Here is a 22,512-nt window from a genome sequence, read left to right on the forward strand (position 1 = left end):
GGTGTCCTCCGCATGCGGGTCGCGAGCGCGCTCATCCGGTCTTGACCTTGGTCGACAGCAGCGCCGGGGTGGCCGGCGGCATCGGGGGCACCGGCGTCATCGGCGTTACCGGGAACACCCCCAGCGCCATCTCGCCCGGGTGGGTGTGGGTCTGGTAGATGTTGATCATCTGGTTGAGGAAGTTGAGCAGGTCGTCGCCGAACACCAGCGGGTGCATGCAGTTCTCGACCAGCTCGATCTGCGGCGCCTCCACCACGACTTTGCTGGCGGCGGCGATGCGCACCTTGCCGGCGTTGACCTCGATGGTGACGACGTTGTCGGCCTGGCTGTCGCTGATCGAGATCTGCCTGGCGTCATCGTCGAGGGCGATCAGCAGGCCGCTGTCGCTGCGCAGGATGCGCCGGTTCGGCGTGGCGTCGCTGCCCGACTCGTTCTGCGGCAGCTCGTCGTCGGCCCACCAGGTGCCCGCCCAGATCGGCCGCGACGGATCGCCGCCCTCGAACTCGATCCACACCCCGGCGCCCACCGGCGGCACCGCGTACAGGCCCTGGTTCGGGCCGGCATACGGCGCGCACGGCAGCGCCCACGGCGACTCCACGTCCTGCAGTACCGCCGGCACGTGCGCGCGCAGTCGCCCCAGATGGCTCGGGTCGTCGACCGCGCTGACCACGCCGCGATACTTGCCGAAGAAGCGCGAGCGCGACCGCTCGGCGAGCTCGACGATGAGTTGTTCGATGCCGGCGTCGTACATCAGAACACCCCCCCGAGCAGCCCGCCGGCCGAGGCCCCGCCGGCCGAGCGCGCGTTGCGCTTGAGCGTGAGGTTCTGCCGGTAGTGGCCATCGCCGATGACGTGGTGCACGCGACTGACCAGATAGGCGCCGCCAAGCTGGCTGCCGGCGCCGGAGACATTGACCACCCGGTACGGCGCCAGCGACTGGTCGTAGTCGTTGGCGTCCAGCTCCACGCTGGCGGTGTAGGCGAAGCTGGACAGGTCCACCGCCGCAGTGGTGGCCGCGTCCAGGTCGGCCTGCTCCTCGCGCACGTCGCTCATCAGCGTGAGCGCGCTGGGCGAAAGCATCGCGTGTACGGTTTCGTCGCCGAGCGCCTCGACTTCCGGCGCGTCGGTACGGCTTTCGAGCAGCTGCTTGTCGGACACCCGCACGCTGCCGGCGCGCGCGGCCAGCGGCTGCAGCGCGTCCAGCTGCGCGGAGAACTTCTGCACGTTGCGCTCGGCGCCGATCAACAGCAGCTCGGCCGCATCGTCCGCGGCCAGGCTGGGACGCGCGAACACGCACACGCTCTGGCCCGGCAGCTCGCCCGGCTTGACGTGCACGAACATGCCGTTGCGCCGCGCCAGCTCGCGCAGCAGCTGCATCGCGCTGCCGCGCTGGACCACGAAGCGGGTGTGCGCCGCGCCCGCGGCCGGCACGCTCTGCACGTCGGGGATCAACCCGCCCTCGCTGATCAGCGCCTGTGCGATCTCGTGCGCGGCCATGTCCTCGAACAGCGCCACCTGTTCGGTCTGGCTGAGCAGCACGCTGTCGTCGTGCACCACCAGGGTCAGCGCGCTCTCGCCGGGGCCGGCGCTGAGTTCGAAGCGCTGCGCCACGATCGGCCCGTCGATCAGCGCGCTGTAGTCGCCTTCGCCGATCTTCACCTCCACCCGCACCCGCTGGAAGGCCTGCGCGAACGGCGCCTCGATCGTCGACCACATGCCCTGGTCGTCCAGGGTCAGGTCGATGTCCAGCTCGCCCTCGGCGGCCACGCCTATCGCCTGGTCCACGCGCACTTCGCGCAGCAGCTCCAACTGCTCGTCGCTGGCCGGCTGGCCGTTGAGGAACACGCGCAGTGCGACCAGGCTCATGGGAGGCTCACTTCGCCGGCACGTCGATGCGACGGCCCGGTTCGCGCACCAGCGTGTTGGCTTCCAGCTCGCTGTTGGCGTCGGCGATGTGCCAGAACCGGGTGCCGTCGCGATAGCGGCGATACGCCATCACGTCGAGCTGGTCGTGGTCGTGCACGCTGGTCGGTTCGCCGGCCGCGCTCGGCAAGCGGCGTGGCGCGACCGCCTGCACCGGCTCGCCGCGCGCGTCGGCGGCGCTCATCGTCGGCAGGCCGTAGTAACGGGAGTTCTTCAGGAACACGTGATTCTCCGGTCGACTAGAAGGGGATGATCTCGATCGCGCTCTGCACCGACTTGGCGAGATTGGCGACCGCCTGCACGTCCTTGATCGCGCGCGTATAGGCCAGCGCGCCCTGGCCGACCTTGTCGCTGCTGCGGCGGTTGAAGGTGATCACCTCCAGCCCGATCTGCACCTCGGCCTGCACCGGGTTGAGGAATGCATCGAATTTCTGCTCGGTGATCGTCATGCTCTTGATCCGCACCGGCAGCACCCGCGACGGACCCCAAATGAACAGGATCCGCGGCAGCACTTCGCGCGGGGTGGGGCGGGTCGGCGGGGTGGCGTTCGCGCTCAGCCCCAGCGCGCTGCCGACCGCGTCGATCGCCTGCCCGAGCAGCCCGCCCAGCGGCGCGGCCGGATACACCATCTTCTCCAGCGCGGCCAGCTGCGGCCCGATCCCGAACACCCGCGGGATCGCCGACACCGCGCCGCCGCTGCCCAGGTCGTCGGCGGCGCTGAAGTGCGCGCTCACGGTGAAGCTCTCGCTCGGCGGCGAGGGCGTCTGCGCCGGTTCGCGCTGGCGCGTGCGGGCGCCGGTGTTGGCGGCCGGCGGCTCGGGGATGATGATCGAGCGCGCCAGCTGCTCCGGATTGAACTGGAAGAACACGATGTTCGGGATCGGCCCGATGAAGTCGCCGCTGTATTCCACCAGCACGCCACGCAGCAGGAAGCCGGACATGTCAGGGCGCCTCCGTTTCTTCGCCGGGCTGCGCCGGTGCCAGCAGCGCGGCCAGGCCATCGGCGATCAGCCCGCGCAGCAGCGCCGGATCGGTCGCGCCGCGCGCATCCACCGGTGGCAGCCGCAGCGTCGGCGCCAGCGCACGCCAGCGCGCCGGGTCGATCGCGCGGGTGTCGAGACGGTGCAGCAACTCGATGTCCAGCCCGTCCAGCGCCGCGCGCGCCAGGTCCGGGCGCACGCCTTGCAGGTGCAGGGTCAGCCGGTCGATCTTCAGGGCGGCGCTCATGGCGACTCCGCGAACAGCGGGCGCAGCAGCGCCTCGTAGGGGCCGAAGGTCTCCGGCGCGTGCGGCCGGTTGAGCTTGTCGAGCTCGCGCTTCACCGCCACCAGCACCGGCGGCATGTCGATGCGCGGCGCGGCGTTGTCGCGCGCGGCCTGCAGGCTGGCGTTGAAGGCGATCGAGCGGATGTGGCCGCCGGCCAGCGGGAACAGCCTTGCCAGCAGCGGGAAATCCAGCGCGCCGGTGTCCACGTCCGGCGGGAACACGCCGCGCCACAGGCGCTCGCGCTCGCGTTCGCCCGGCAGCGGGAATTCGATCAGGTAGCGCAGCCGGCGCAGGAACGCCTCGTCCAGGTCCTTGCGGCGGTTGGTGGCCAGCACCGCGATGCCCTTCAGCCGCTCCATGCGCTCGAGCAGGTAGCTGATTTCGATGTTGGCGAAGCGGTCGTGCGCGTCCTTGACGTTGGTGCGCTTGCCGAACAACGCATCGGCCTCGTCGAAGAAGATCACCGCATCGCTTTCCTCGGCCGCATCGAAGACCCGCTTGAGGTTCTTCTCGGTTTCGCCGATGTATTTGTTGACCACCTGCGACAGGTCGATGCGGAACATCGGCAGCTGCAACTCGCTGGCCAGCGCCTCGGCGGCCATGGTCTTGCCGGTGCCGGGCGGGCCGCAGAACACCACCGACAGCCCGGCATCGTTCCAGGTGCGCGCGGTGCCCCAGCCGTAGTGCACGCGGGTCAGTGCACGCATCGCCTGGGCGATCTCCTGCAGCTGCGCCATCTGCGCGGCGGGCAACACCATGTCGTCGAACGCGAAGCGCGGCTCCACCCGCTGCGCCAGGCTGCCCAGGTCCGGGCGGGTCTGGCTGCGGCAGATCGCCTGCAGCCGCGCGCCGTCCAGGTGCGGCTCCAGCGCCGCGGCCGCGCCGACCGCGGCAATCGCCGTCGGGCCGAGCCGGAAGCGCCGCGCGGCCTCGTCGATCTCCGCCGCCAGCGCGCCCGCACGCGGGCCAAGGGCCTGCGCGAAGCGACGCACGCGGGTGTCGAAGTCGGTCGCCGGCAACACGATCGCCGCCTGCAGCGCGCCCTGCGACAGCAGCGAAGTGGCGGACAGGTCGTGCATCGGCGCCAGCCAGCGCAGCGGCGTGCGCGGCCAGCGCGGGGTTTCGCGCGCGGCGTGTTCCTCTCCCCGCTGCAGCAGTGGCAGCAACACATCGGCCCGGTACAGCCAGCACCAGGCGGCGAGGGCGGCCAAGCGGTTCGGTTCGGGCAACGGATCGGCGATGAGTTCGACCAGCGCACGGCCATGCTGCGCCGCCAGGCGCGTGGCCCATTCGGCGAAGTCGCAGCCGGCGTCGCCGAGCAGCGGCACGAACTGCGTGCGCGGCGGCGGCTCGCGCAGCAGGTGCACGGCGATCGCCAGCGCCTCGGGCAGTCGGGCGGCCTCGTCCGCCGCCGCGCCGGCCTGTCGCGGCGCCTCGGTCTGCACGTGGCGCAGCCGCAGCTCGGGGGGCAGCCGGCCGTCGTCGTGCAGCAGCGCCTGCGCGACCAGCGCGCCGGCCTCGAAGGGCAGGTGCCAGGCGGCGCCCTCGTGCAGGCCATCGGCGTTGACCAGCAACGCATGCTGGAACAGGGCATGCACATCGTCCTGGTCCAGTCCGAGATCATTGCCGTTTTCGTCGTCGAACAGGCGTCGCGCCAGCGCCAGCGTGGGCAGCAGCCGCGTGGCGTCGTTCTGGCACGCGGCCAGGACCGGCCCGCTGGCCGGATCGGCGTAGGCCAGCAGCCCGAGCGCCAGCGCGAACTGCGCCGGCTCGCCCAGCCGCAGCCGCTCGGTGATCGCCAGCCACGGGCCCGGCAGCGCTTGCCGCTGCGCGCGCAAGGCCGCGATCCGCGCCTGCAGGAACGCGGCGGTCGCATCCTCGGCGAACAGCCGCCGGCGATCCTCGGCGAAGCGGCGCAGCTCCAGGCTCTCCAGCAACGCATCGCCGCCGGGCGGCAGCAATCCAGCGGCCCCGGCCAGCGTGGGCGACAGCCCGCCGCGCTGCTGCCACAGCCAGCACACTTCGCGCCGCAGCCGCAGCGTCGCCTCGGCCAGCCAACTGGCGGTGAGCGGATCGCTCACCCGCACGCTCGGGCTGAAGGCGATGGCCTCGTTCAACGCCACGCCCTCGTCCAGGGCGGTGGCCTGCGCCTCGGCCGCAGGCACTTCGATCACCGCGGGCGCCGCGGCGTTCACAGCTGCCACTCGACGCGCGGGGTGAGCGTGGCCTGCGCGCCGTTCACGCGCACGATCAGGTAGTACTCGCCCGGCGCCAGGGCGTGCGCGGTGTCCACGCTGGCCAGCAGCGAGGTCTGCGACAGCGTGCCGGCGGCCTCCAGGTTCAGCGCCACCACGCCATCGCGATAGAACGCGACGAAGACGCTGTCGTCGGGCCCGCCCAGGCGCTGCCCGGCGATGCTCACGTCGCCGGACAGCTTGCCGGCGTTGTCGGTCAGCGCGCCCAGCCCCGCCGACACCACGGTCGGCAGCAGCGTGGCGAACTGCGGATTGCTGCCCATCCAGCGGCCACTCGGCAGCCGCCGCGCGACAGTGAGCGGATGGAAGCCGGGCGACAGCGCCGGCGTGGCCGGAATGCGCGCCTGCACCGCACCTTCGCGCGCGGCGATCACCGGCAACGCGAGCGGGCCGACGTTGACCTGTTCGATCGAGCCGTCCACGCCGGCGCCGCGCAGCTCGATCAGCGTCCCGGCCTCGAAGCGCGCCGGCACCACCTCGTCCAGCCACGGCCCCAGCGTCGGCAGCACGGTCACGCCCTCGGCACCGGCCGGGCCCACGGTCAGCACCGGCGGCGCGTAGGCCGGCGGCACGTCCGGCACGATCAGCACCGGCCGCACCTGGAACGCCACCGACAGCCGGTACTTCTCGTCGGTGCCCTGCATGATCTTCGACAGCAGGTCCACGTCGCATGGATCGAAGGTGAGCTTCAGCGGCTCCGGGTTGTCGGCCAGCGCCGGCACCGTGGGCCGCAGGAAATTGAGTTCGCGCAGGCACGCCATGCCGCGCGCCAGCAGCCGGTGCGCGGCGACCGAGTCGCTGTCGTGGCCCTGGTCGTAGGCGGTGAGCAGGTAGCGCAGGGTCAACCACAGCGGCGCCGGCTGGCCGGCGTCGAGCGGGTGGTTCTTCAGGTACGCATCGAAGTCGGCCTGGTACAGGAACAGGTTGAGCTTGGGCTCCTCGTCGCTGGTCGCGGCCAGGTCCGGCCGGCTCACCGTCACCAGCAGCGCGGTGCGCAGCGACAGTTGCGAGCGCAGCGCCTCGGACACCGCGCCGATCGCTTCCTGGGAAGCGGCCAGAGGCATCTCAGCCGCTCCGCAGGTAGTGGCGGCGCGGGTTGAACGCCGGCCTTGGCGGGGCAGTGGCCGGCGCCGCGGGCGCCGGCGCGGGATTCGGCGCGAACGCCGGCGGCGCGGCGCTGATCTCCAGCTCGATGCGGCCGATGTGGATCTGCCATTGCGCCGGCGCGTCGCTGCGGCGTTCGATGTGCAGCGGCGTGGCGTCGCGTGGTCGCGCGGTCACGGCGGGTTCGAGTGTTCGCGGCGCCCCGGCGATGCGGGTGGCGGCGTCCTGCTGCGCTGTCGCTGCAAGCGGCGCATGCGATGCAGTCGGCGCCGCGTCGCGCACCGGCACCGGCACCGCCTGCGCCAGCACCGGCAACACGCGCATCGCCGCGACCGGTGCAGGCGACGAATCCGGCACGCTCACCGCGGCCGGCGCAGGCGATAAATCCGGCGCCCTGACCGCGACCGGCTCCGCGTGCGCATGGGTCTCGAGATAGTCGTCCGCGTCAGCGGCAGCGGGGGTTGCCCGCGCCGGCGGCGGCGCAACGCGCGGCCGCGGCGCGGCGGCGTGTGAGGCCGGTGAAGGGGGGGTCTGCGGGCGACGTGGTTCGGCGGCCCGAGCGGTCTGCTGGGTGGACGGCGCATGCGTTTGCATGGGCGTCGGTTCGGTGCGCGGCAACCCGCTTGCGGGCGTGGCCGAGGTCGTCGCCGCCTGTTGCGAAGCCGCGTCGTGCGTGATCGCCGAATCCGCTGCAGCGGCCGGCGTCGCGCGCCTCTCCAGCGCAGGCGCCACCGGTTCCGGCCCGGCCTCGCTCCAACGCTCCATCTCCTCGAAAGGCGGGCTTGCGCTCTCCGGCGCGTCCTGCATCGTTTCCAGCGCCGTCGGCTCGGCCGCGCGCGCCGGCCCCGCGACGGACACATCGGCGCCGCCGCCGCGTTCGGCCAAGCGGGCGAAGTAGGGATTCATCACGCGAACTCCGCCTGCACGCGCGCCAGGTAGCGGCGGCGCCGCCAGGCAGGCATCGCCACGATCTGCGCCTCGCTCCAGTGATACGCGCGCGCCAGCCGATGCACCTCTTCCAGCACCGCGTGCTGCCGACGGCGCAGCGCATCGAGCAGCAACGTCTCCAGGTCGATCGCCACCGGCGTGGCGCGGCCGCAGAACGGGCAGGGCACCTCCAGGGTCAGCGCGGTCAGCGGATCGACGTCCTGCAGCGCCTGCGACATCGGCGCCAGCCACGCGTCCGGCAACGGCCACTCGGGCGCCGGCACCCGCCCATCGACCTGCAGCAGCAGCCGACGCGCCAGCCAGCCTTCCTCGCCATCGCCCTCGCGCCACCATGCCTGCAGGTCCACCGGCGTGGGCAGCCGGCAACGCACCGTGTGCCCGTCCGGCGCCGACCACGCGAAGTCCGCGGGCGCCACCCGCTCGAACTGCCGCAGCCCCAGCTCCAATTCGATTTGCCCCGCGCATTCGCGGTCCAGGCAGCGCGCCAGCGCAGGCAGCACCTCGCCCACGCTCGCTCGCGCGATCGCCAGCAGACCCTGCAGGCGTTCGGCCACGCTCCAATGCCGCAATGCCTCGGCCTCGAACGCCGAACCATCCGGCGCACGCAGGCACAGCAGCAGCAATTCGCTGGCCGCCACCGTCGCCGACTGCGCGTCGAATTCGATGTCCAGGTCCTCGCCGCCACGCGCGAAGGCGCGTGCGCGGAAACCGGGCAGGGCGGCGCTGGCGTGACGGGCGGACATCAGCCCGCCTCGCCCGGCTCGGTCGTAGCGACGTCGCGTTCCCAGCCCTCCAGCTCGATCTTGATGTTTTCGATCGCGATCGCGTTGGCGTTGGCGTCGAGGTCCGGCATCGCGGTGTACTCGCTCACCCAGCACGCATGCAGGAAGTAGCGCTTGGCGACCTGGCCCTTCTCGTTCATCACCTCCAGGGTCAGCTCCTTCTTGTAGCCGGCCAGGTCCATCACCGGGTCGCCGGCATAGGCGTGCACCTTGTTCGCCCAGGCCTCGAAGTCCGGGTCGTGGGTGATGCCGCGCTCCAGGGTGATCGGTTCGTAGCTGGTGCGCCCGGGCGACTTGTGGTCGATGCTGTTCTCGCCGCCGCTGCGGTGCTTGACCACCTCGGTGGTGCGCTTGAGCGAACTGGCCTTGCTCACCCCGAGCACCGGCCTGTTGTCCCACAGCACGCGGAACTTGAAGTTCTTGTAGGGGTCGAAGCGATGGGTATTGATGACGAATCCGGTGTTTGCCACGGGCGATCTCCTGGATGGATCGGCCCGCCGCCACCGCGGTCAGGGCCGGGATGGAAGCAACGCGCGCTACAAATCGCCCGCGATCTGCTGGATCTTGATGACCACGAACTCGGCCGGCTTCAGCGGCGCGAAGCCCACCTCGATATTGACGATGCCCTTGTTGCGGTCGTCCTGCGTGGTGGTGTCCTTGTCGCATTTGACGAAGAACGCCTCCTTCGGACCGGTGCCCTGGAACGCGCCCTGGCGGAACAGCGACATCATGTAGGCGTTGAGGTTGAGGCGGATCTTGGCCCACAGCGGCTCGTCGTTCGGCTCGAACACCACCCAGCGCGTGCCGCGATACAGCGACTCCTCCAGCATCAGCGCCAGGCGCCGGATCGGGATGTACTTCCACTCGCTGCCCAGGTCGTCGTCGCCGGCCAGCGTGCGCGCGCCCCAGTTGACCAGCCCGTTGGGAAACACCCGGATGCAGTTCACCCCCTTCTTGTTGAGCACGCCGTTCTCAGCATCGGTCAGTTTCACTTCCACGCCGAGCACGTCGCGGATGTCGGCCTCCAGCCCGGCCGGCGCCTTCCACACCCCGCGCGTGGCATCGGTACGCGCCATCAGCCCGGCGATCGCACCCGACGGGCCGATGTACTTGCGCAGGCCGTTGTTGTCGAACATCAGCCGCGGATAGAACACCGCCGAATGGGTGATCACCGATACCCCCAGCGCGCTGATCATCGCGGTGTCGCCGGTCACCACCGGCCGCTTGTCCTTGTCGGTCCACGACGCCGGCGAATCGACCAGCAGGAACGCGCGATGCTCGGCGCAGTACACGCTGGCCGGTCCCCACAGCGTCTGGTGCACGGCGGGCAGCACGCCTTCGTCGGCGGGCAGCACCAGCAGATTGAACAGGTCCACCGAATCCAGCGCATGGAAGCCGGTCTGCGTGGCCTCGTCGCCGAAATAGTCGGCTGCGGTCGGCGCGCCGCCCTCGTCGCCGTCCACGCCAGCGGAGGCAAACGATCCGGTGCTCGCGGTGCCGAGCGCGGTCTGCGCGGTGTTGAAGGCATTGTCCGTGTTGAAGCCGGCCGGCGCCGCCACGATGCCCGCGGGCACCGTGGCCACGCCCGGGGTCTTGGCGATCAGCGCGATCTCGTAGCCCCAGCGCTCGGCGCGGAATGCGGCGGCCGCCTGCGAGTTGATCGCCGCGACCAGGATGTCGAGCTTCTCGCGTACGCCATCGCCATTGCCGGGCGCGCTCTCGTGCCAGAAGTTCGCCGCACCCACCGTGCGCAGGTCGAACGGGCCGCTCGTCAGCGGCAGCGCCGGCTGGCCGTTGAACGCCAGCGAGGTCACCCCGCCCTGGGTCAGTCCGGCCAGGTTGTTGACGTAGGCGGCCAGGTTGCGGTGCTCGAACGGCACTGCGGCCCCGCTGTGCAGGTGCCACAAGCCGGCGCTGGGCGCGGGCCGGAAATTGCTGAAGCGGGTCTGCTCCAGGCCGCCCTGGTCCACCCCGAACAGCAGCGGCCCGGCGATGTCGCGGCTGCTGGCGCGGCTCACCCGTACCGACGCCTTCGCATCGCTGGTGGCGGTGAAGGTCAGCAGCCGGCCGACATTGGCACCGCCATCGACCACGGTGGCCGCCACGGTCTGGATCGGCGACTGCTTGGCCAACGCATCGTTCGCGCGCAGGGTGAGTTCGGCCTCCACATTGGCGGCGGTCAGCGCCGCGCCGGCCAGCGACACGCGCACTGGCGCGGCGTCGTTAACCGACAGCATCAGCGTGTCCCGGCCGCCGGTGATCAGCGCCTGCAGGGCAGTGGCCGCCGCCCCGACGTTCGCGCCCAACGGGCGGCGCGCCTGCGAGTAACCGTCGAAGCTGTTGCCCGCCACGTTGATGAAGGAGCCGGGCAGGGTCGGGTCGCCCATCGCCGGCGCCAGCGCCAGTTCGATCATGTCCGAGCTCTGGGTGATGAAGTCCGGCGCGAACCGCGGAGAGCGCGGATTCATCGACAGGCCCAGGTGCCGTTCCGAGGCCACCGTCACGCCGCCCTCGACCTGCGCGATGCTCAGGTTGAACGTGTCGTGCGGGCTCGGCGTGGCGTAGTCCACGCTCAGCCGCAACTGATTGCCCCACGCGCCTTCCGACTTCGCGGTGGCCACCAGCACCGGTTGCGGCCCGGAACCGAGCAGGCTGTGCAGGGTGATCGAGGCACGCGCCGCGCCGCTGGCAATACGCACCACATAGCAGTCGGTACCGCCATTGGCGAAGAATTGCCGCACCGCGAAGGCCAGGTCGCTCTGCGGATGCGGCGCGCCGAAGTTGCGCGTGAAGTCGGCCAGGCTCAGGCATCGCACCGCCCGGTTGAGCTTGCCCTTGCCGGTGCGCCCGAGAAACGCGGCGATCGAGGTCGAGACGTTGGTGATGGTGTGCACCCCACTCGACACTTCGTCGATATACACCCCGGGATAGCTGACGGTGACTGCCATACGGAACTCCTTCGGTGGCGTCGGCGTGCGACGCCGCGCGGTGGTGTGGACTCGGACTCAGTGGCCTTGGCGGTGAACACTTTCGGGATCGACGCCGACATCGCCGCGTGCATACAGGGCAGTGCCGTCGGGCAGCGTGGTGCGCTGCATCTCGCCGCCATCGACCAGGTGTTCCAGGGCCGGCAGCAGCACTCCGAGCGGTATTGCCTGCAACGCCTGCGGCAGCCACCAGCGACGGATGCCTTCCGGGCTGTCGGCGGCTTCGGGATGCCGCTCGAGGTAGCGCCGCAACGCATCGCACAACGCCTGGGACATCCCTGGTGCGTCCGCCGACATGGCGCCTCCGCTGTGCGTCGGCGTGGACGCCCAGTGAGGAACGCAAAACGCGTGCCACCGTGTCGAGGGTCGCAAATCAAACGTTTGCGCCGTTGGCACCCGGGGCAGCGGGTCGTTTCCGACCCACAAACCCGGGTACGCACGCATGCACCGGGTAACGATCGACCCACCCGGCCCGCGCCGCTTGCAGCGGCTTCCGCCGCGAACCACGCCACGCGCGACATACATACGCCGCTGCCACGCGGAGAACACCCTCAACGCGCAGCAATCCCATACTTCTTGATCAGCTTCCCGATCGAGCGCCGTTCCTTGCATGCCAGCCGCGCCGCAGCGGTCACATTGCCGCGCGTCACTTCCAGCAACCGCTGGAGGTAGTCGCGCTCGAAAATCTCGATGGCACGCGACTTGGCACTGCGAAAGTCCGTGTGCTGCTCATCGAAAACAACCGATGCACCAGTACCCGCATCCGTGGCCGCCACGGCCGCCACCTCGCTTTCCGGCAGATCTTCGAACACGATCTCCGCTCCGTCGCTCAACAGCACCGCGCGATGGATCATGCTCTCCAACTCGCGGATGTTGCCCGGCCAATCGTGGCGCATCATCCACTCCCAGCAATCGGTGCGCAGCGACCGCAACGGCAGCCCATAGCGCGCGCAATACTGTTTGAGATAATGGCGTGTCAGCGGCGCAAGGTCGCTGCGGCGCTCCCGCAGCGGCGGCACGCGCAGATGGATGATGTTGATGCGGTACATCAAGTCGCCACGGAACGCGCCACGTCGCACCAGTTCCCGCAACGGCTGGTTGGTGGCCGCGATGATCCGGCTGTGCGAGATGCGCTCGGTCGAATGCCCGACCGGCCGGTAGCAACGTTCCTGCAGGAAGCGCAGCATCGCCACCTGCCCCTTGCCAGGCAGGGTATCGATCTCGTCAAGAAACAAGGTGCCGTCGTGTGCCTGCGCGACCACGCCGTCGCGATTGCTGCGTGCATCGGTGAAGGCGCCGCGCACGTGCCCGAACAACTCGGACTCGATCAACGACTCGGGCACCGCGCCACAATTCAACGCCACGAACGGCTTGCCATTGCGCGCACTGCAGTAGTGGATCGCGCGCGCCGCCAGCTCCTTGCCCACGCCGGTCTCGCCTTCGATCAGCACGGGTGCATCGGTATGCGAGATCCGCTGGATCTGGCAGAGCAGCCGGCTGAACTCGATCGAATTGCCGATCATGCCGCCCGGATGCGGGCCATCGCTCATTGCGCAGGCGTATGGCTGTTCCGTCAAGCGCTCCGGAGACTGCGGACTTTCCTGTAGCTGCTCCTTGCGTTTCATACGTAGATTTCCTGTTGAACCAACTACAACAACGTAAGCTGCGGCAAATTCGGCCAGCACCGCCAGGATCGGACCTGGGCGACCTCCGGTGTTGGGCAGCGGACTGCATTGAAGTCCAAAAATCGGCAACACTTGGATGCCTGAAAACCGGGCATCGCACCCAATGCGCTCTCAGTAACACATTGATTTCAATGGCAGGAACGGCCGTCGCACGCCGAAATGCGACCACCCCGCACACGGCATGGCATGGATGTCCATGTCGCGCATTCGAGTGCGGCATATTTCGGTGCGCCGCACCGGAACGTGCTCAGTCTTCGCGATGAAGTTGTGATGGATGCCTGGCTACGGGCGACGTTGGTGTCTTCGCTTTCGTACATCTACGCGCACGGCGCTGATTCGCCATGTGCGGCGCAGGGCAAGCTCCGCCCCTGGATTAGGGATGTCTATCGGGGGCAGGGGAGGGCCGCTTCCGAACCGAAGTTGCCCATGGGTGAAATCGCAGCAGCGTTACAGTCTATTTCCTTTGCAGGCTTTGAAGGCGCGTGACTGCATGATTGTTTTCAGGATTGAACCGCAGTGACAGTTTGTAATTTTCAATGGCCCCGGCCCGATCGCCGGTATCTTCGAGTAGCTCGCCCAGGCTGTCATAGGCATTCCAGCTCTGTGCGAAGAGCGTGGTATTCAGCCTCATGATCGCCAGCGCCTGAATTGGCTGTTTCTGGTTCAACAACGTGTATCCCCAGGCGTTCAGATCCTCCTCTTTCAGCTGGAACGACGGATTCTTCGCGCGGAGTTCGGCCGCGATTTGCGGCGCCCGTTCGAAGCCTCGTCGCAGCAGTTCGCTACGCAGAAGCCTGATGTCTTGCGGCAGACCGAACCCTGTGGATGCGTGCATATCCGGGAGATAGTAGGCGGCGACTTCATCGGCGAAGTTCTCGGGGTTGGCCCCTTGCAGATTGGTCAGGATGACAACGGACAGATCGTCCTTCGGATATACAAAGAAGGTCGAGCGCATGCCGCCGATCGGACCGGCAGCCGGATGGTCCGCTCTTGTCGTTACAGGCCAGCCCAATCCCGATCCGTGAAGCAAATCGTTCATGCCCCCCGTCGTACCGTCGTTCAGGACGACCGAGGTCCACAGCAGTTGAACGCTGGCCTCGTCTTTCAGAAGCTTTCCCGACTGCAGCGCGATCAACCAGTGCGCGATGTCGGTCGAGGTCGACAATATGCCGGCGGCGGTCCTGAAAAACGTCGGGAAGGTGACGTGGATGGCTGACAGTCGATCGCCGCGTTTCCATTCGCCGTCGACGTTGTGGAGATAGGAGTAGCCGCCTGCGGAATGGGGCACGACGTCGGAAGAGTCGCCAAACCGCGTGTGGTTCATGCCGGCCGGCTTGAACTGTTTTTCCTCGATGAACCTCGCGAACGGCTCGCCGCTCAGCTTGTCGATGATTTTGCCAATGATGACGTAGCCAGTCTGGTTATAGCGGAACCGCTCGCCCGCCTTGAATTCCAGCGGCAGCGTTTTCACAGTGGCCCAGGCCGATGCCTCGCTACCGTCGCCGATCAGATTTTCCTTGTCGTCGATGATATTGGGCAGGCCCGACACATGCGCTAGCACCTGCTTGATCGTGATCGATCGCCATGCCTGGGGCAGGTCGTCGAGATACAGCGAGATGGGGTCGTCGACCTTGAGCTTGCCTGCTTCGGCCAGCTGCATGATCGCCACGCCCGTAAATGCCTTGGTGCAGGAATTGATCGAGAAGACGCTTTCGTTCGAGGTGGCCACGGCGTGTTCGACATTCGCAGTGCCGAAGGCGGCCCGATTGACGATCTTGCCGTGGCGGATGACGGCGACCTGCAGCCCCGGAATCTGCTCGTCGCGCATCTTGTCCTTCAGGAACGTCGCTACGCCGTCTTCAGGAGACTGGGCATGTGCCGGAACAGAGAGGCACAGCGCGGCGAGCAGCATCAATCGCTTCATGATTCGGAAATCCAATGTGAGACAGGCGCGTTTTGGCTTGATGGCGGGCAGACGCAGGCGGACAGAGCGCAGGGCGCTGCTGCTACGCATGCGCAACGCGTGGGAGTGTCGGTGGGGCTTTCACGAGAACAGTTCCAGCGCACCCAGCGAGTGGCCGGCTATACCGGCCTCACCCATGGACGCCACTTTCAGTGGTCTTTCAACGCCTCCACTATGGCATATCGATGCCGTCCGGGGGCGTCCACCCCAATGCATCGGCTGACCGCTTCTGCGGTCTTCTTCAGGCCTTCAGCGTCCATGAATGCCGTTGCGCCGGGTTGAGTGCGTTGCCGCAGGCCAGGGGCCGCTTAGGACATGGGGTTCGGAGGCGGCAGCGGGTCCGCGGGCAGGGGGATGAATTCGCCGTTGTCGAGATCGGGGAGCTTCATGCGTCCCGCGCGCCAGTCGGCCTTGGCTTCTTCGATCCGTTCGAAGCGAGACGACACGAAGTTCCATTCGATGTAGCGGCGCCCGAGCGGCTCGCCGCCCAGCAGCATCACGACCGCACGGGTGCGGGCAAGCACCGAGGCGTTCCTGCCGTTCTGGAAGATCAGCATCTGTCCTGGGCCGTACACCGCGTGCTCGGCTTCGACTTCGCCTTCGACCACGAACGCAGCGCGCTCGGTCGAGTCGTCGGGAAGCGCGATGCGCGTGCCCGGCTCGGCGACGCAATGCAAGTAGAACATTGGGGAGTGCGTGCGAACTGCTGCGCGCAACCCAAAGGCATTGCCCGCCACCAGGCGCATCCACAGACCGTTCTCCTCGAGCACGGGCAGTGCCTCGTGCCCGTAATGATCGAACGAGGGTTCAATCTCTTCCTGTTCTTCCGGCAAGGCGACCCACGACTGGATGCCGTGCAGCGGGCCGCCTTCGGCGCGCAACTGCTCGAAGCGCTCGGAGTGCGTGATGCCGCGGCCTGACGTCATCCAGTTGACCTCGCCGGGCCGGACCAGTTGCTCCGATCCCGCGCTGTCGCGATGCTGGATCTCGCCGGCGAACAAGTAGGTCACCGTCGACAGCCCAATGTGCGGATGCGGGCGCACGTCGACCGACCGTGGAATTCCCGCGGGAAACTGGGCCGGCCCGATGTGGTCCCAGAAGATGAAGGGACCCACCATCTTGCGTTGGGCGAACGGCAGTACACGTCCGACCTCGAAACCGCCGAGGTCCTTACGTCGCTGGTCAATGACGAGATCAAGCATGGCGACTCCAACGAGGGCTTACCCGCTAGTTTCAGGGGGATGGGTTAAAACCGAATGCAGGCGGGATGTCGCGTACAGCGCGTGGCCAGCGCTACCGGTACAGCCAGCCCGCGACGGCGCGGACGTAGCGCGGCATGACAAGGAACACGACGATGGCGACCACGATGACCGTCACGATGCCTTGCCGGACGCCCCAGATGCCGAGGACAGGAAGGTGCTCGAAGAACGGGATGGATAGAAACTGCACGAGCGTGGAAACCGGCCAGATCACCGAGGTCGTGACCAACCACTGTTTCCACGGCTTGGCGGAGCGCTGCCCGGGCGGCGGCGCAAACCAGAATTCCACGCCTGGACGGATCTCCGGCTTTTCCGGAACATCAAGTGCGTCGGCAATCTCTGCGACCAGGCGGCGCCGTTCCTCCGATCCTGCCCACGCATCCGCCGCTGCCGCCGATGCAAACCGCACGATCGTCAGGTACTCGCCCCTGTCGTCGACGGGTCGAATGATCTGGGCACCCTGATGACCTTCGCTCCGGGACGCAACCGCCGTGATGTCGTTTAACCATGCTTCGTAACGCGCAGCATGCCCGCGACCCACTTTGTGCCGAATCATCAGCCCAACGCCTTCGGTTTCGCGCTTGTCCGTCATCCGAGCTCCCGCGATCGCACGGCCTCGACGGGGCGTTCGCATGCCCCGTCGAGCCCGCCGGCTGCGCCTAGCGCTTGACCCAGCTCTGGATCACGTTGCCGTAGAACGGTAGGCCTTCGCCCATCAGCTCGGCGAGCTGCTGGCCGGTCTCGCGGCGCCAGTCACGCTGCAGCTCGCCGGCAACAGCGACCCACGAGGTGATGATGATGCCGGCATGCGCCATGCGGGCGACGGCGCTGTCCTGCACGGTCTTGCTCCACGTGCCGGACGAGTCGATCACCGCATAGACCTCGAAGCCTTCGGCTTGGGCCGCGAGCGCAGGGAATGCCACGCAGACTTCGGTGGAGACGCCGGCGATGATCAGCTGCTTGCGGCCGGTCTTTCGAACCGCGTCGGCGAATTCCGGGTTGTCCCAGGCGTTGACCTCGCCCGGACGAAGGATGACCTGCGCGTCGGGCAGGCGCTCCAGCACTTCGGGCATCAACGGGCCGTTCGGACCGGTCGGCGCGCTCGCCGTGACGATGGTCGGAAGCTTGTAGACGCGGCCGATGTTGGCGAGCGCCAAAACGTTTGTCTTGAACTCGGCGAGGTTCTGGTCGCGCACGCCGTTACACAGGCCGGTCTGGTGATCGATCATCAGCAGCGCGGCGTTCTCGACGTCGAGGCGCTTGTAGTTGTCAGTCATGTCATTGTTCCTTTGGGTGATGGCTTGGCGACGCCGCAACGGACACCGCCCGTGGGGTGATCAGCTGATGAGCTTGGCAGCGGTTTTGGCGAGGATCTCGCCCTGGTGGCGGGCGCCGGCGAGTTCGATTTCGGATGGCGGGCGAGAACCATCGCCGCCGGCGATCGTGGTCGCGCCGTAGGGCGCTCCGCCGACGACCTGATCGGTCACCATCTGGCCCGGGTGCGACGTGGGAAGTCCGACGATCGTCATGCCGAAGTGCAGCAGGTTGGTAATGATCGAGAACAGCGTCGTTTCCTGGCCGCCGTGCTGCGTCCCGGTGGACGTGAAGGCGGCACCCACCTTTCCGACGAGCGCGCCGCGCATCCAGAGCCCGCCGGCCTGATCGAGGAAGGCCGCCATCTGCGAGCTGATTCGGCCAAAGCGCGTTCCGGTACCGACAGCGATGGCGTCGTACTCGGCCAGTTCCGCGACGGTCGCGACCGGGGCGGCCTGGTCGAGCTTGAAGTAGGCGCTGCGGGCAGTCTCTTCCGGAACGGTCTCCGGCACACGCTTGACGGTGACGTCGGCGCCCGCGGCACGCGCGCCATCGGCCATCGCGTACGCCATGGTCTCGATGTGGCCGTAGCTCGAGTAGTAGAGGATGAGGACTTTTGCCATTGCGGAACTCCTGAGTGGGGACGTACAGGGGGCGAGGCGACGTTGCGCCGCGCCAGATGAAGGGCGGAACCCGCTGTGTGCCGATAGGTTCTATCGGCGTTTTCGACGGGGGCGGCGCTGCGCCCGCGTCACTGGAAGGCCCGCGTTGGTCCACGCGCCGAAGCCAACGGCCAGCCGCCGCACGGTTCGATAGCCACGTCTTCCAGCTCGACCGCGAAAACGGCAGCGGAAACTTCGTGCGGGCAATCGCAGGCGATGACAATTTCGGTGTGCTTGGGCATCCAATTGGGTGATGGACAGCCTAGGACTAGCCAAACCATCTTGGTAGCCTATATGTTCCGATCCAATACATAGGAGATTCCGATATGTTGGATGGAGTGACGCTGGACCAGCTGCGGACCTTTATCGCCGCCGCGGAGGAAGGAAGCTTCTCCGCGGCAGGCCGGAAGCTGCGGCGCGCGCAGTCGGTAGTCAGCCAGACGCTCGCCAACCTCGAGGCGCAACTGGGGGTGATGCTGTTCGATCGCACGGCGCGCTATCCGCAGCTCACCGAGGCCGGTCGCTTCCTGCTGATCGATGCGCGGGCCGTGGCTAACCAGATCGACGGCTTCAAGGCGCGCGCGCGGGCGATGCGCGACGGCCTGGAACCCGAGCTCTCCGTGGTCGTCGATGTCATGTACCCGATGTCGAGCCTGACCCACGCCACGGGACTCGCGCGCGCGCACTTTCCGCACACGCCGCTGCGGCTCTATGTCGAAGCATTGGGGGCGGTGATCCAGCCGGTGCTGGACGGGACCTGCACGATCGGGATCATGGGCTCGCTCCCGCTGGTCCCAAGCGAGCTCGTCTCCGAGCCACTCGGCGACGTGCCGTTCGCCACCGTCGTCTCGCCCGATCACCCGCTGGCCGGGTCAAAGGGCGTGCTGCCCAAGCACGCGCTGCGCGATCACGTCCAGCTCGTGCTGACCGATCGGTCGTCGCTCTCGGCCGGCAAGGACATCGCGGTGCTGTCGCCACAGACGTGGAGGCTCGCCGACCTCGGGTCGAAACTGGCGTTCCTGCGCGCGGGCTTCGGGTGGGGCCACATGCCCCGGCACATGGTCCAGGAGGGCATCGAGCGCGGCGAGCTGGTCGAGATCAAGGTCGAAGGTTTCGCAGGACCCAAGCTCGGGATCTCGATGCACATTGTGTATCGCAAGGACGCCCCGCCGGGTCCGGCAGGGCGTCATTTCATTGCGCAGTTGAAAGCCGCAGACGACGCTGGGCTCGTCTAGCGGTGCCCAGCCTTGCGGCTGGGAGGCGGTCAGTACGAGGCGCTGAGGCGCGGGTTGTCCGCACGGCCGAGCTGACGACTGACCCGCTGGATTTCCGCCTCACCCTTGCGAAGCGCGAACGGGTCGGTGTGCACGGAGTAGTAGCCGGTGACCAGGTCGTGCGGATGCTTGACCGCCGAACCGAGCACGAAGCTGGCCTCGCCCCGAGCCACGAACGTGATGGCCTGATCCGATTCCTCGAAGACCGCGACTTCGCCTTCGTCGACATCGACACCACAGTCCAGGACACCCTTGTCGACGGCTACGAAACCCACGGTGTGGCCGGCCGGCGGCGTATACGTCCAAGTCTCGCCGTCCTTCAGGACTACGTGCAGGTAGTTGACGTTGGGCGGGCCGTCGATCGGTCCGTGTGCGTCGCCGTAATCGCCAAGGATCAGGCGCGCGGGGCCCACCGACGGGATCTCGTCTGCGCGGATGCTTCGGCTTTCCGGGGGCGCGTGCTCGAGGTGCGCCGGTAGCGCAAGCCAGAGCTGGAAGGTGCGCAGGGACTCGCTCGTGTAGACGCGTCCGTCGTGCCACGCGCCGGCACCGGCGCGCATCCATTCGACGCCACCCGTCGGCACCTGGCCGCTCGCGCCGGTCGAGTCCTGGAACTCAAGGCCGCCCTGAAGGACGACCGTCAGGGTCGCGATGCCGGAGTGGGGATGCAGGCCAAAAAACGCGTTGCCGTTTGACGCGAGGCGAGCCCGGTCGAGGAACACGAAAGGCTTGATCAGCTGGCCAATGTCGCCGGGGCTGACGAGGCGGGTGATCGTTCCATGCGTCTGCCCACGCGACTTCACGACCACATTGGGGCGTTCGCGAGTGACCTCGATCTTGGGAGCTGCGGTAGAGAGAGGGGTGTCCATAGGTCGGTCTCGGTTGGAATAACCGCAGGCTAGCCCTCGCCGAACCATCTGCAAAGCCTATATATTTCGATCTGAAATATCGTCGATATAGATCGATCGCTCGAAGCGGCAGGACTGCTATCGGATCGACTCCCACGAGAAACCGACGCGGCGACAAACGCTGGAAGGCGGCAAATCGACTCCTGCTATCCAGTTGTGCGCACCCAGTGCATCCTGGCTGTGACCTCACTTTATAAGTCCAAGCCGACGCCGCATCGCGACGCCGCTTAACTCGGGCGTTCGTCGCCAAGTTCGCTTTGGGTCCGAAGCGGACCTCGGCTAGTCGGCGCCGTCAGACTGGTCAGCTGCGACTGGAACCGTGATGCAGCGGCGTCGGCGCACGCACCCAGTTACGATCGGGACTTCGAGGCTTCTGTTGTTGTATGCGCCGAAGGCGCGTCGCAGGCTGCGTCCCTCGGCCGGTGCGAGTGTGTTCGAATCCATCGAGCGGCTCCATAACCCAGGAATGCGGCGAAGGACCGCCCGGCTGGATTCAGAAGCCCCTGACCAACTGTAACCATGCCCGTGCGGAGCTGCGCTTGCCGAGCAACGTGGGTGTCGCGCCCACCGGCGTGGCCAGTTGCACTTGCGCCTGCCAATGGCGCGTGCCGACCCAGCTGAAGCCGATGCCGACGCCATCGAGGTCGAGTTGATTGCGGCCGGCGATCCACGGGTCGGCATTGATGCGCAGGCTGCCATGGTCGACAAACAGGCTGCCCTCGCAGCGGCCGGCGCAGTCGAGCGGCAGGTGGTGGCGTAGCTCTACTGTGCCCAGCCAGCCGCTGGCGCCGGCGATGCTGGAGACGTCGTATCCGCGCACGCTGCTCGACCCGCCCAGCAGGAACTGCTCGGAGGAGTCGAGGTTGCGGTTGCTGTACTGGCCGCTGAGGCTCACATACACGCGGGTAGCGGCACTGAGGTTCTGCAGGCGGGCGAGGCTGGCGTTCCAATGGGTGTAGCTACCTTGCGTGCGTGCGGTGGCAGCGTCGGCGGCCGCTGTCGCTGCGTTGGCGAAGCCTAGCCGACCGTGGCCGAGGCTGAGGCTGGCGCTGCTCAGCCCGCCGCCGCCCCAGTCGTCGCCGTGCTGGCTGACGACGCTGGCTGTCCAGTGGTTGCTGTGGCGGTCGTTGCGCAGGGCGGTGCTGTCGATGCGGTCGCGCAGTTGCTTGCGGTCGAACTGCAAACGGACGTCCAGTCGGCTGTCGTGCGTGCGCACCAGCGGCTGCGTCAGCCAGGCACTGGAAACCCGGGCGGTACCGTGCGCATCCAGCGCATCGAGCGGACCACCCAGCGCGTAGGCCAGCATCGAATACGCCGCGCCGAGCCGGGTGCCATGCCCGTTCAGGGTGACCTGGTAGCCCAGCCGGCCGTAGCGCAGGCCGCGGCCGGAGGTAAGTGTCCCCAGGCTGAGCTGGTCGCCGTGGCGCATCGGATTGTTGATGTCGAGATAGGCTCCCGCGCGCAGGCGGCCGGTGTAGCGGCTGCCTGCGGTGTCGGCGACCAGCTGGCCTTGCAGAGTTGGTTCGGCGTCGGCCTGCACGTCGAGGGTCGAGGTGCCCGGTTCTGTACCGGGGCGCAGGGTGGCGTGGGGGTCCACGCCGGGCAGGTCGCCGAGCAGCAGCAAGCGGGTATCCAGCGTGGACTGGGTGACGACCTCGCCGGAGTGCAGCGGCGCCAGCGTGGCGCGCAGCAGGTCGTCTCCGATGCGGCTTTGGTTGGCCAGTTCGATCTGGTCGTAGCGCGCCTCGACCACCTGCAGCCGCACCGTGCCGCCGCTCAAGGTCTGCGCCGGTACCAGTGCGCGGGCCAGCGGGTAGCCGTGCGCGTGGTAGTAGTCGGTGATCCGTTGCGCCAGCGCGTTGAGCTGGGTCAGGGTCTGCGTTTTCCCTTCGCCGTCGGCGACCAGCGCATGCAGGGTTGCGTTGTCGAAGATGGTGTTGCCTTCCACCTGCAGGTGCGTCACCGCGAACGGGGTGGCGTCTTCGGTGGTGTTGCTGGTCGACGATTCGATCACCAGGCCGGGTGCGGCGACGGGTTTCTCCAGCGGCTTCGGCGGCACTTGCTGCAGGATCTGGCCGCTGTTGGGGATCGTCTGCGCTGGCGCGGCCAGCGGCAGGGCGCAGCAGGCCAGTGCAAGCGGGGCGAAGCGAAAGCGGAACGGTGACGGCATGCGGTGATCCTT

The 22,512-nt window shown here is 67.9% G+C and carries 21 protein-coding genes; 1 reads left to right on the top strand and 20 read right to left on the bottom strand.

What is annotated here, in order from left to right:
- Nucleotides 1-31 precede the first annotated feature (31 nt).
- The 18 genes from AB8810_RS11780 to wrbA form a co-directional block, all read right to left on the bottom strand.
- Nucleotides 32-751, bottom strand: coding sequence for a phage baseplate assembly protein V (locus AB8810_RS11780; protein ID WP_372530471.1), 720 nt, complete (start codon nt 749-751; stop codon nt 32-34).
- Complete coding sequence (locus tag AB8810_RS11785) at nt 751-1,866, bottom strand: phage late control D family protein (protein WP_372530472.1); 1,116 nt, start codon at nt 1,864-1,866, stop codon at nt 751-753. Before AB8810_RS11785 ends, AB8810_RS11780 begins: the two co-directional genes overlap by 1 nt.
- Nucleotides 1,867-1,873: 7 nt before the next feature.
- On the bottom strand, nt 1,874-2,146 hold the full coding sequence (locus AB8810_RS11790; RefSeq protein WP_179564763.1) for a hypothetical protein: 273 nt from the start codon (nt 2,144-2,146) through the stop codon (nt 1,874-1,876).
- 16 nt (nt 2,147-2,162) lie between these two features.
- Nucleotides 2,163-2,864 carry a hypothetical protein gene (locus AB8810_RS11795; RefSeq protein ID WP_372530473.1) on the bottom strand — a complete coding sequence of 234 codons (702 nt, stop codon included), beginning with the start codon at nt 2,862-2,864 and terminating at the stop codon, nt 2,163-2,165.
- 1 nt (nt 2,865) lies between these two features.
- Nucleotides 2,866-3,150 carry a hypothetical protein gene (locus tag AB8810_RS11800; RefSeq protein WP_372530474.1) on the bottom strand — a complete coding sequence of 95 codons (285 nt, stop codon included), beginning with the start codon at nt 3,148-3,150 and terminating at the stop codon, nt 2,866-2,868.
- Nucleotides 3,147-5,384, bottom strand: a complete 2,238-nt coding sequence (locus AB8810_RS11805; RefSeq protein WP_372530475.1) for an AAA family ATPase — start codon at nt 5,382-5,384, stop codon at nt 3,147-3,149. Before AB8810_RS11805 ends, AB8810_RS11800 begins: the two co-directional genes overlap by 4 nt.
- Nucleotides 5,381-6,508 (bottom strand): DUF4255 domain-containing protein, encoded by a 1,128-nt coding sequence (locus AB8810_RS11810; RefSeq protein WP_372530476.1) that lies wholly within the window; start codon nt 6,506-6,508, stop codon nt 5,381-5,383. Before AB8810_RS11810 ends, AB8810_RS11805 begins: the two co-directional genes overlap by 4 nt.
- 1 nt (nt 6,509) lies before the next feature.
- Nucleotides 6,510-7,454: a hypothetical protein gene (locus AB8810_RS11815; RefSeq protein WP_372530477.1), complete on the bottom strand. Its 945-nt coding sequence runs from the start codon at nt 7,452-7,454 to the stop codon at nt 6,510-6,512.
- Entirely contained in the window at nt 7,454-8,239 is a 786-nt protein-coding gene (locus AB8810_RS11820) for a hypothetical protein (protein ID WP_372530478.1), read from the bottom strand. The genes AB8810_RS11815 and AB8810_RS11820 overlap by 1 nt, the downstream gene beginning before the upstream one ends.
- Nucleotides 8,239-8,748 carry a phage tail protein gene (locus tag AB8810_RS11825; protein ID WP_179564749.1) on the bottom strand — a complete coding sequence of 170 codons (510 nt, stop codon included), beginning with the start codon at nt 8,746-8,748 and terminating at the stop codon, nt 8,239-8,241. The genes AB8810_RS11820 and AB8810_RS11825 overlap by 1 nt, the downstream gene beginning before the upstream one ends.
- A gap of 66 nt (nt 8,749-8,814) precedes the next feature.
- The gene (locus AB8810_RS11830) at nt 8,815-11,226 is read right to left on the bottom strand and encodes a phage tail sheath family protein (protein WP_372530479.1); all 2,412 of its coding nucleotides are present in this window, start codon (nt 11,224-11,226) and stop codon (nt 8,815-8,817) included.
- 57 nt (nt 11,227-11,283) lie between these two features.
- A complete protein-coding gene (locus AB8810_RS11835) occupies nt 11,284-11,541 on the bottom strand; it encodes a hypothetical protein (protein WP_372530480.1) in 258 nt (85 codons plus the stop codon).
- 275 nt (nt 11,542-11,816) lie between these two features.
- Entirely contained in the window at nt 11,817-12,890 is a 1,074-nt protein-coding gene (locus AB8810_RS11840) for a sigma-54 interaction domain-containing protein (RefSeq protein ID WP_372530481.1), read from the bottom strand.
- Between the two features lie 514 nt (nt 12,891-13,404).
- Complete coding sequence (locus tag AB8810_RS11845; RefSeq protein ID WP_372530482.1) at nt 13,405-14,964, bottom strand: serine hydrolase; 1,560 nt, start codon at nt 14,962-14,964, stop codon at nt 13,405-13,407.
- A 257-nt stretch (nt 14,965-15,221) separates the two neighbouring features.
- Nucleotides 15,222-16,115, bottom strand: coding sequence for a pirin family protein (locus AB8810_RS11850; protein WP_372530483.1), 894 nt, complete (start codon nt 16,113-16,115; stop codon nt 15,222-15,224).
- A 91-nt stretch (nt 16,116-16,206) separates the two neighbouring features.
- The gene (locus tag AB8810_RS11855) at nt 16,207-16,764 is read right to left on the bottom strand and encodes an antibiotic biosynthesis monooxygenase (RefSeq protein ID WP_372530484.1); all 558 of its coding nucleotides are present in this window, start codon (nt 16,762-16,764) and stop codon (nt 16,207-16,209) included.
- A 67-nt stretch (nt 16,765-16,831) separates the two neighbouring features.
- Entirely contained in the window at nt 16,832-17,488 is a 657-nt protein-coding gene (locus tag AB8810_RS11860) for an isochorismatase family protein (RefSeq protein WP_372530485.1), read from the bottom strand.
- A gap of 21 nt (nt 17,489-17,509) precedes the next feature.
- A complete protein-coding gene (wrbA, locus tag AB8810_RS11865; protein ID WP_372530486.1) occupies nt 17,510-18,109 on the bottom strand; it encodes an NAD(P)H:quinone oxidoreductase in 600 nt (199 codons plus the stop codon).
- A 365-nt stretch (nt 18,110-18,474) separates the two neighbouring features.
- On the opposite strand from wrbA, the gene AB8810_RS11870 reads away from it, so the two are divergent.
- Nucleotides 18,475-19,383: a LysR family transcriptional regulator gene (locus tag AB8810_RS11870; protein ID WP_372530487.1), complete on the top strand. Its 909-nt coding sequence runs from the start codon at nt 18,475-18,477 to the stop codon at nt 19,381-19,383.
- A 29-nt stretch (nt 19,384-19,412) separates the two neighbouring features.
- On the opposite strand, the gene AB8810_RS11875 is transcribed toward AB8810_RS11870, so the two are convergent.
- Complete coding sequence (locus tag AB8810_RS11875; protein ID WP_372530488.1) at nt 19,413-20,291, bottom strand: pirin family protein; 879 nt, start codon at nt 20,289-20,291, stop codon at nt 19,413-19,415.
- 532 nt (nt 20,292-20,823) lie between these two features.
- On the bottom strand, nt 20,824-22,500 hold the full coding sequence (locus AB8810_RS11880) for a ShlB/FhaC/HecB family hemolysin secretion/activation protein (protein WP_372530489.1): 1,677 nt from the start codon (nt 22,498-22,500) through the stop codon (nt 20,824-20,826).
- Nucleotides 22,501-22,512 lie beyond the last annotated feature (12 nt).

The organism is Xanthomonas sp. NCPPB 3005, assembly GCF_041228095.2.
In the GTDB taxonomy this organism is placed as follows: domain Bacteria; phylum Pseudomonadota; class Gammaproteobacteria; order Xanthomonadales; family Xanthomonadaceae; genus Xanthomonas_A; species Xanthomonas_A bonasiae.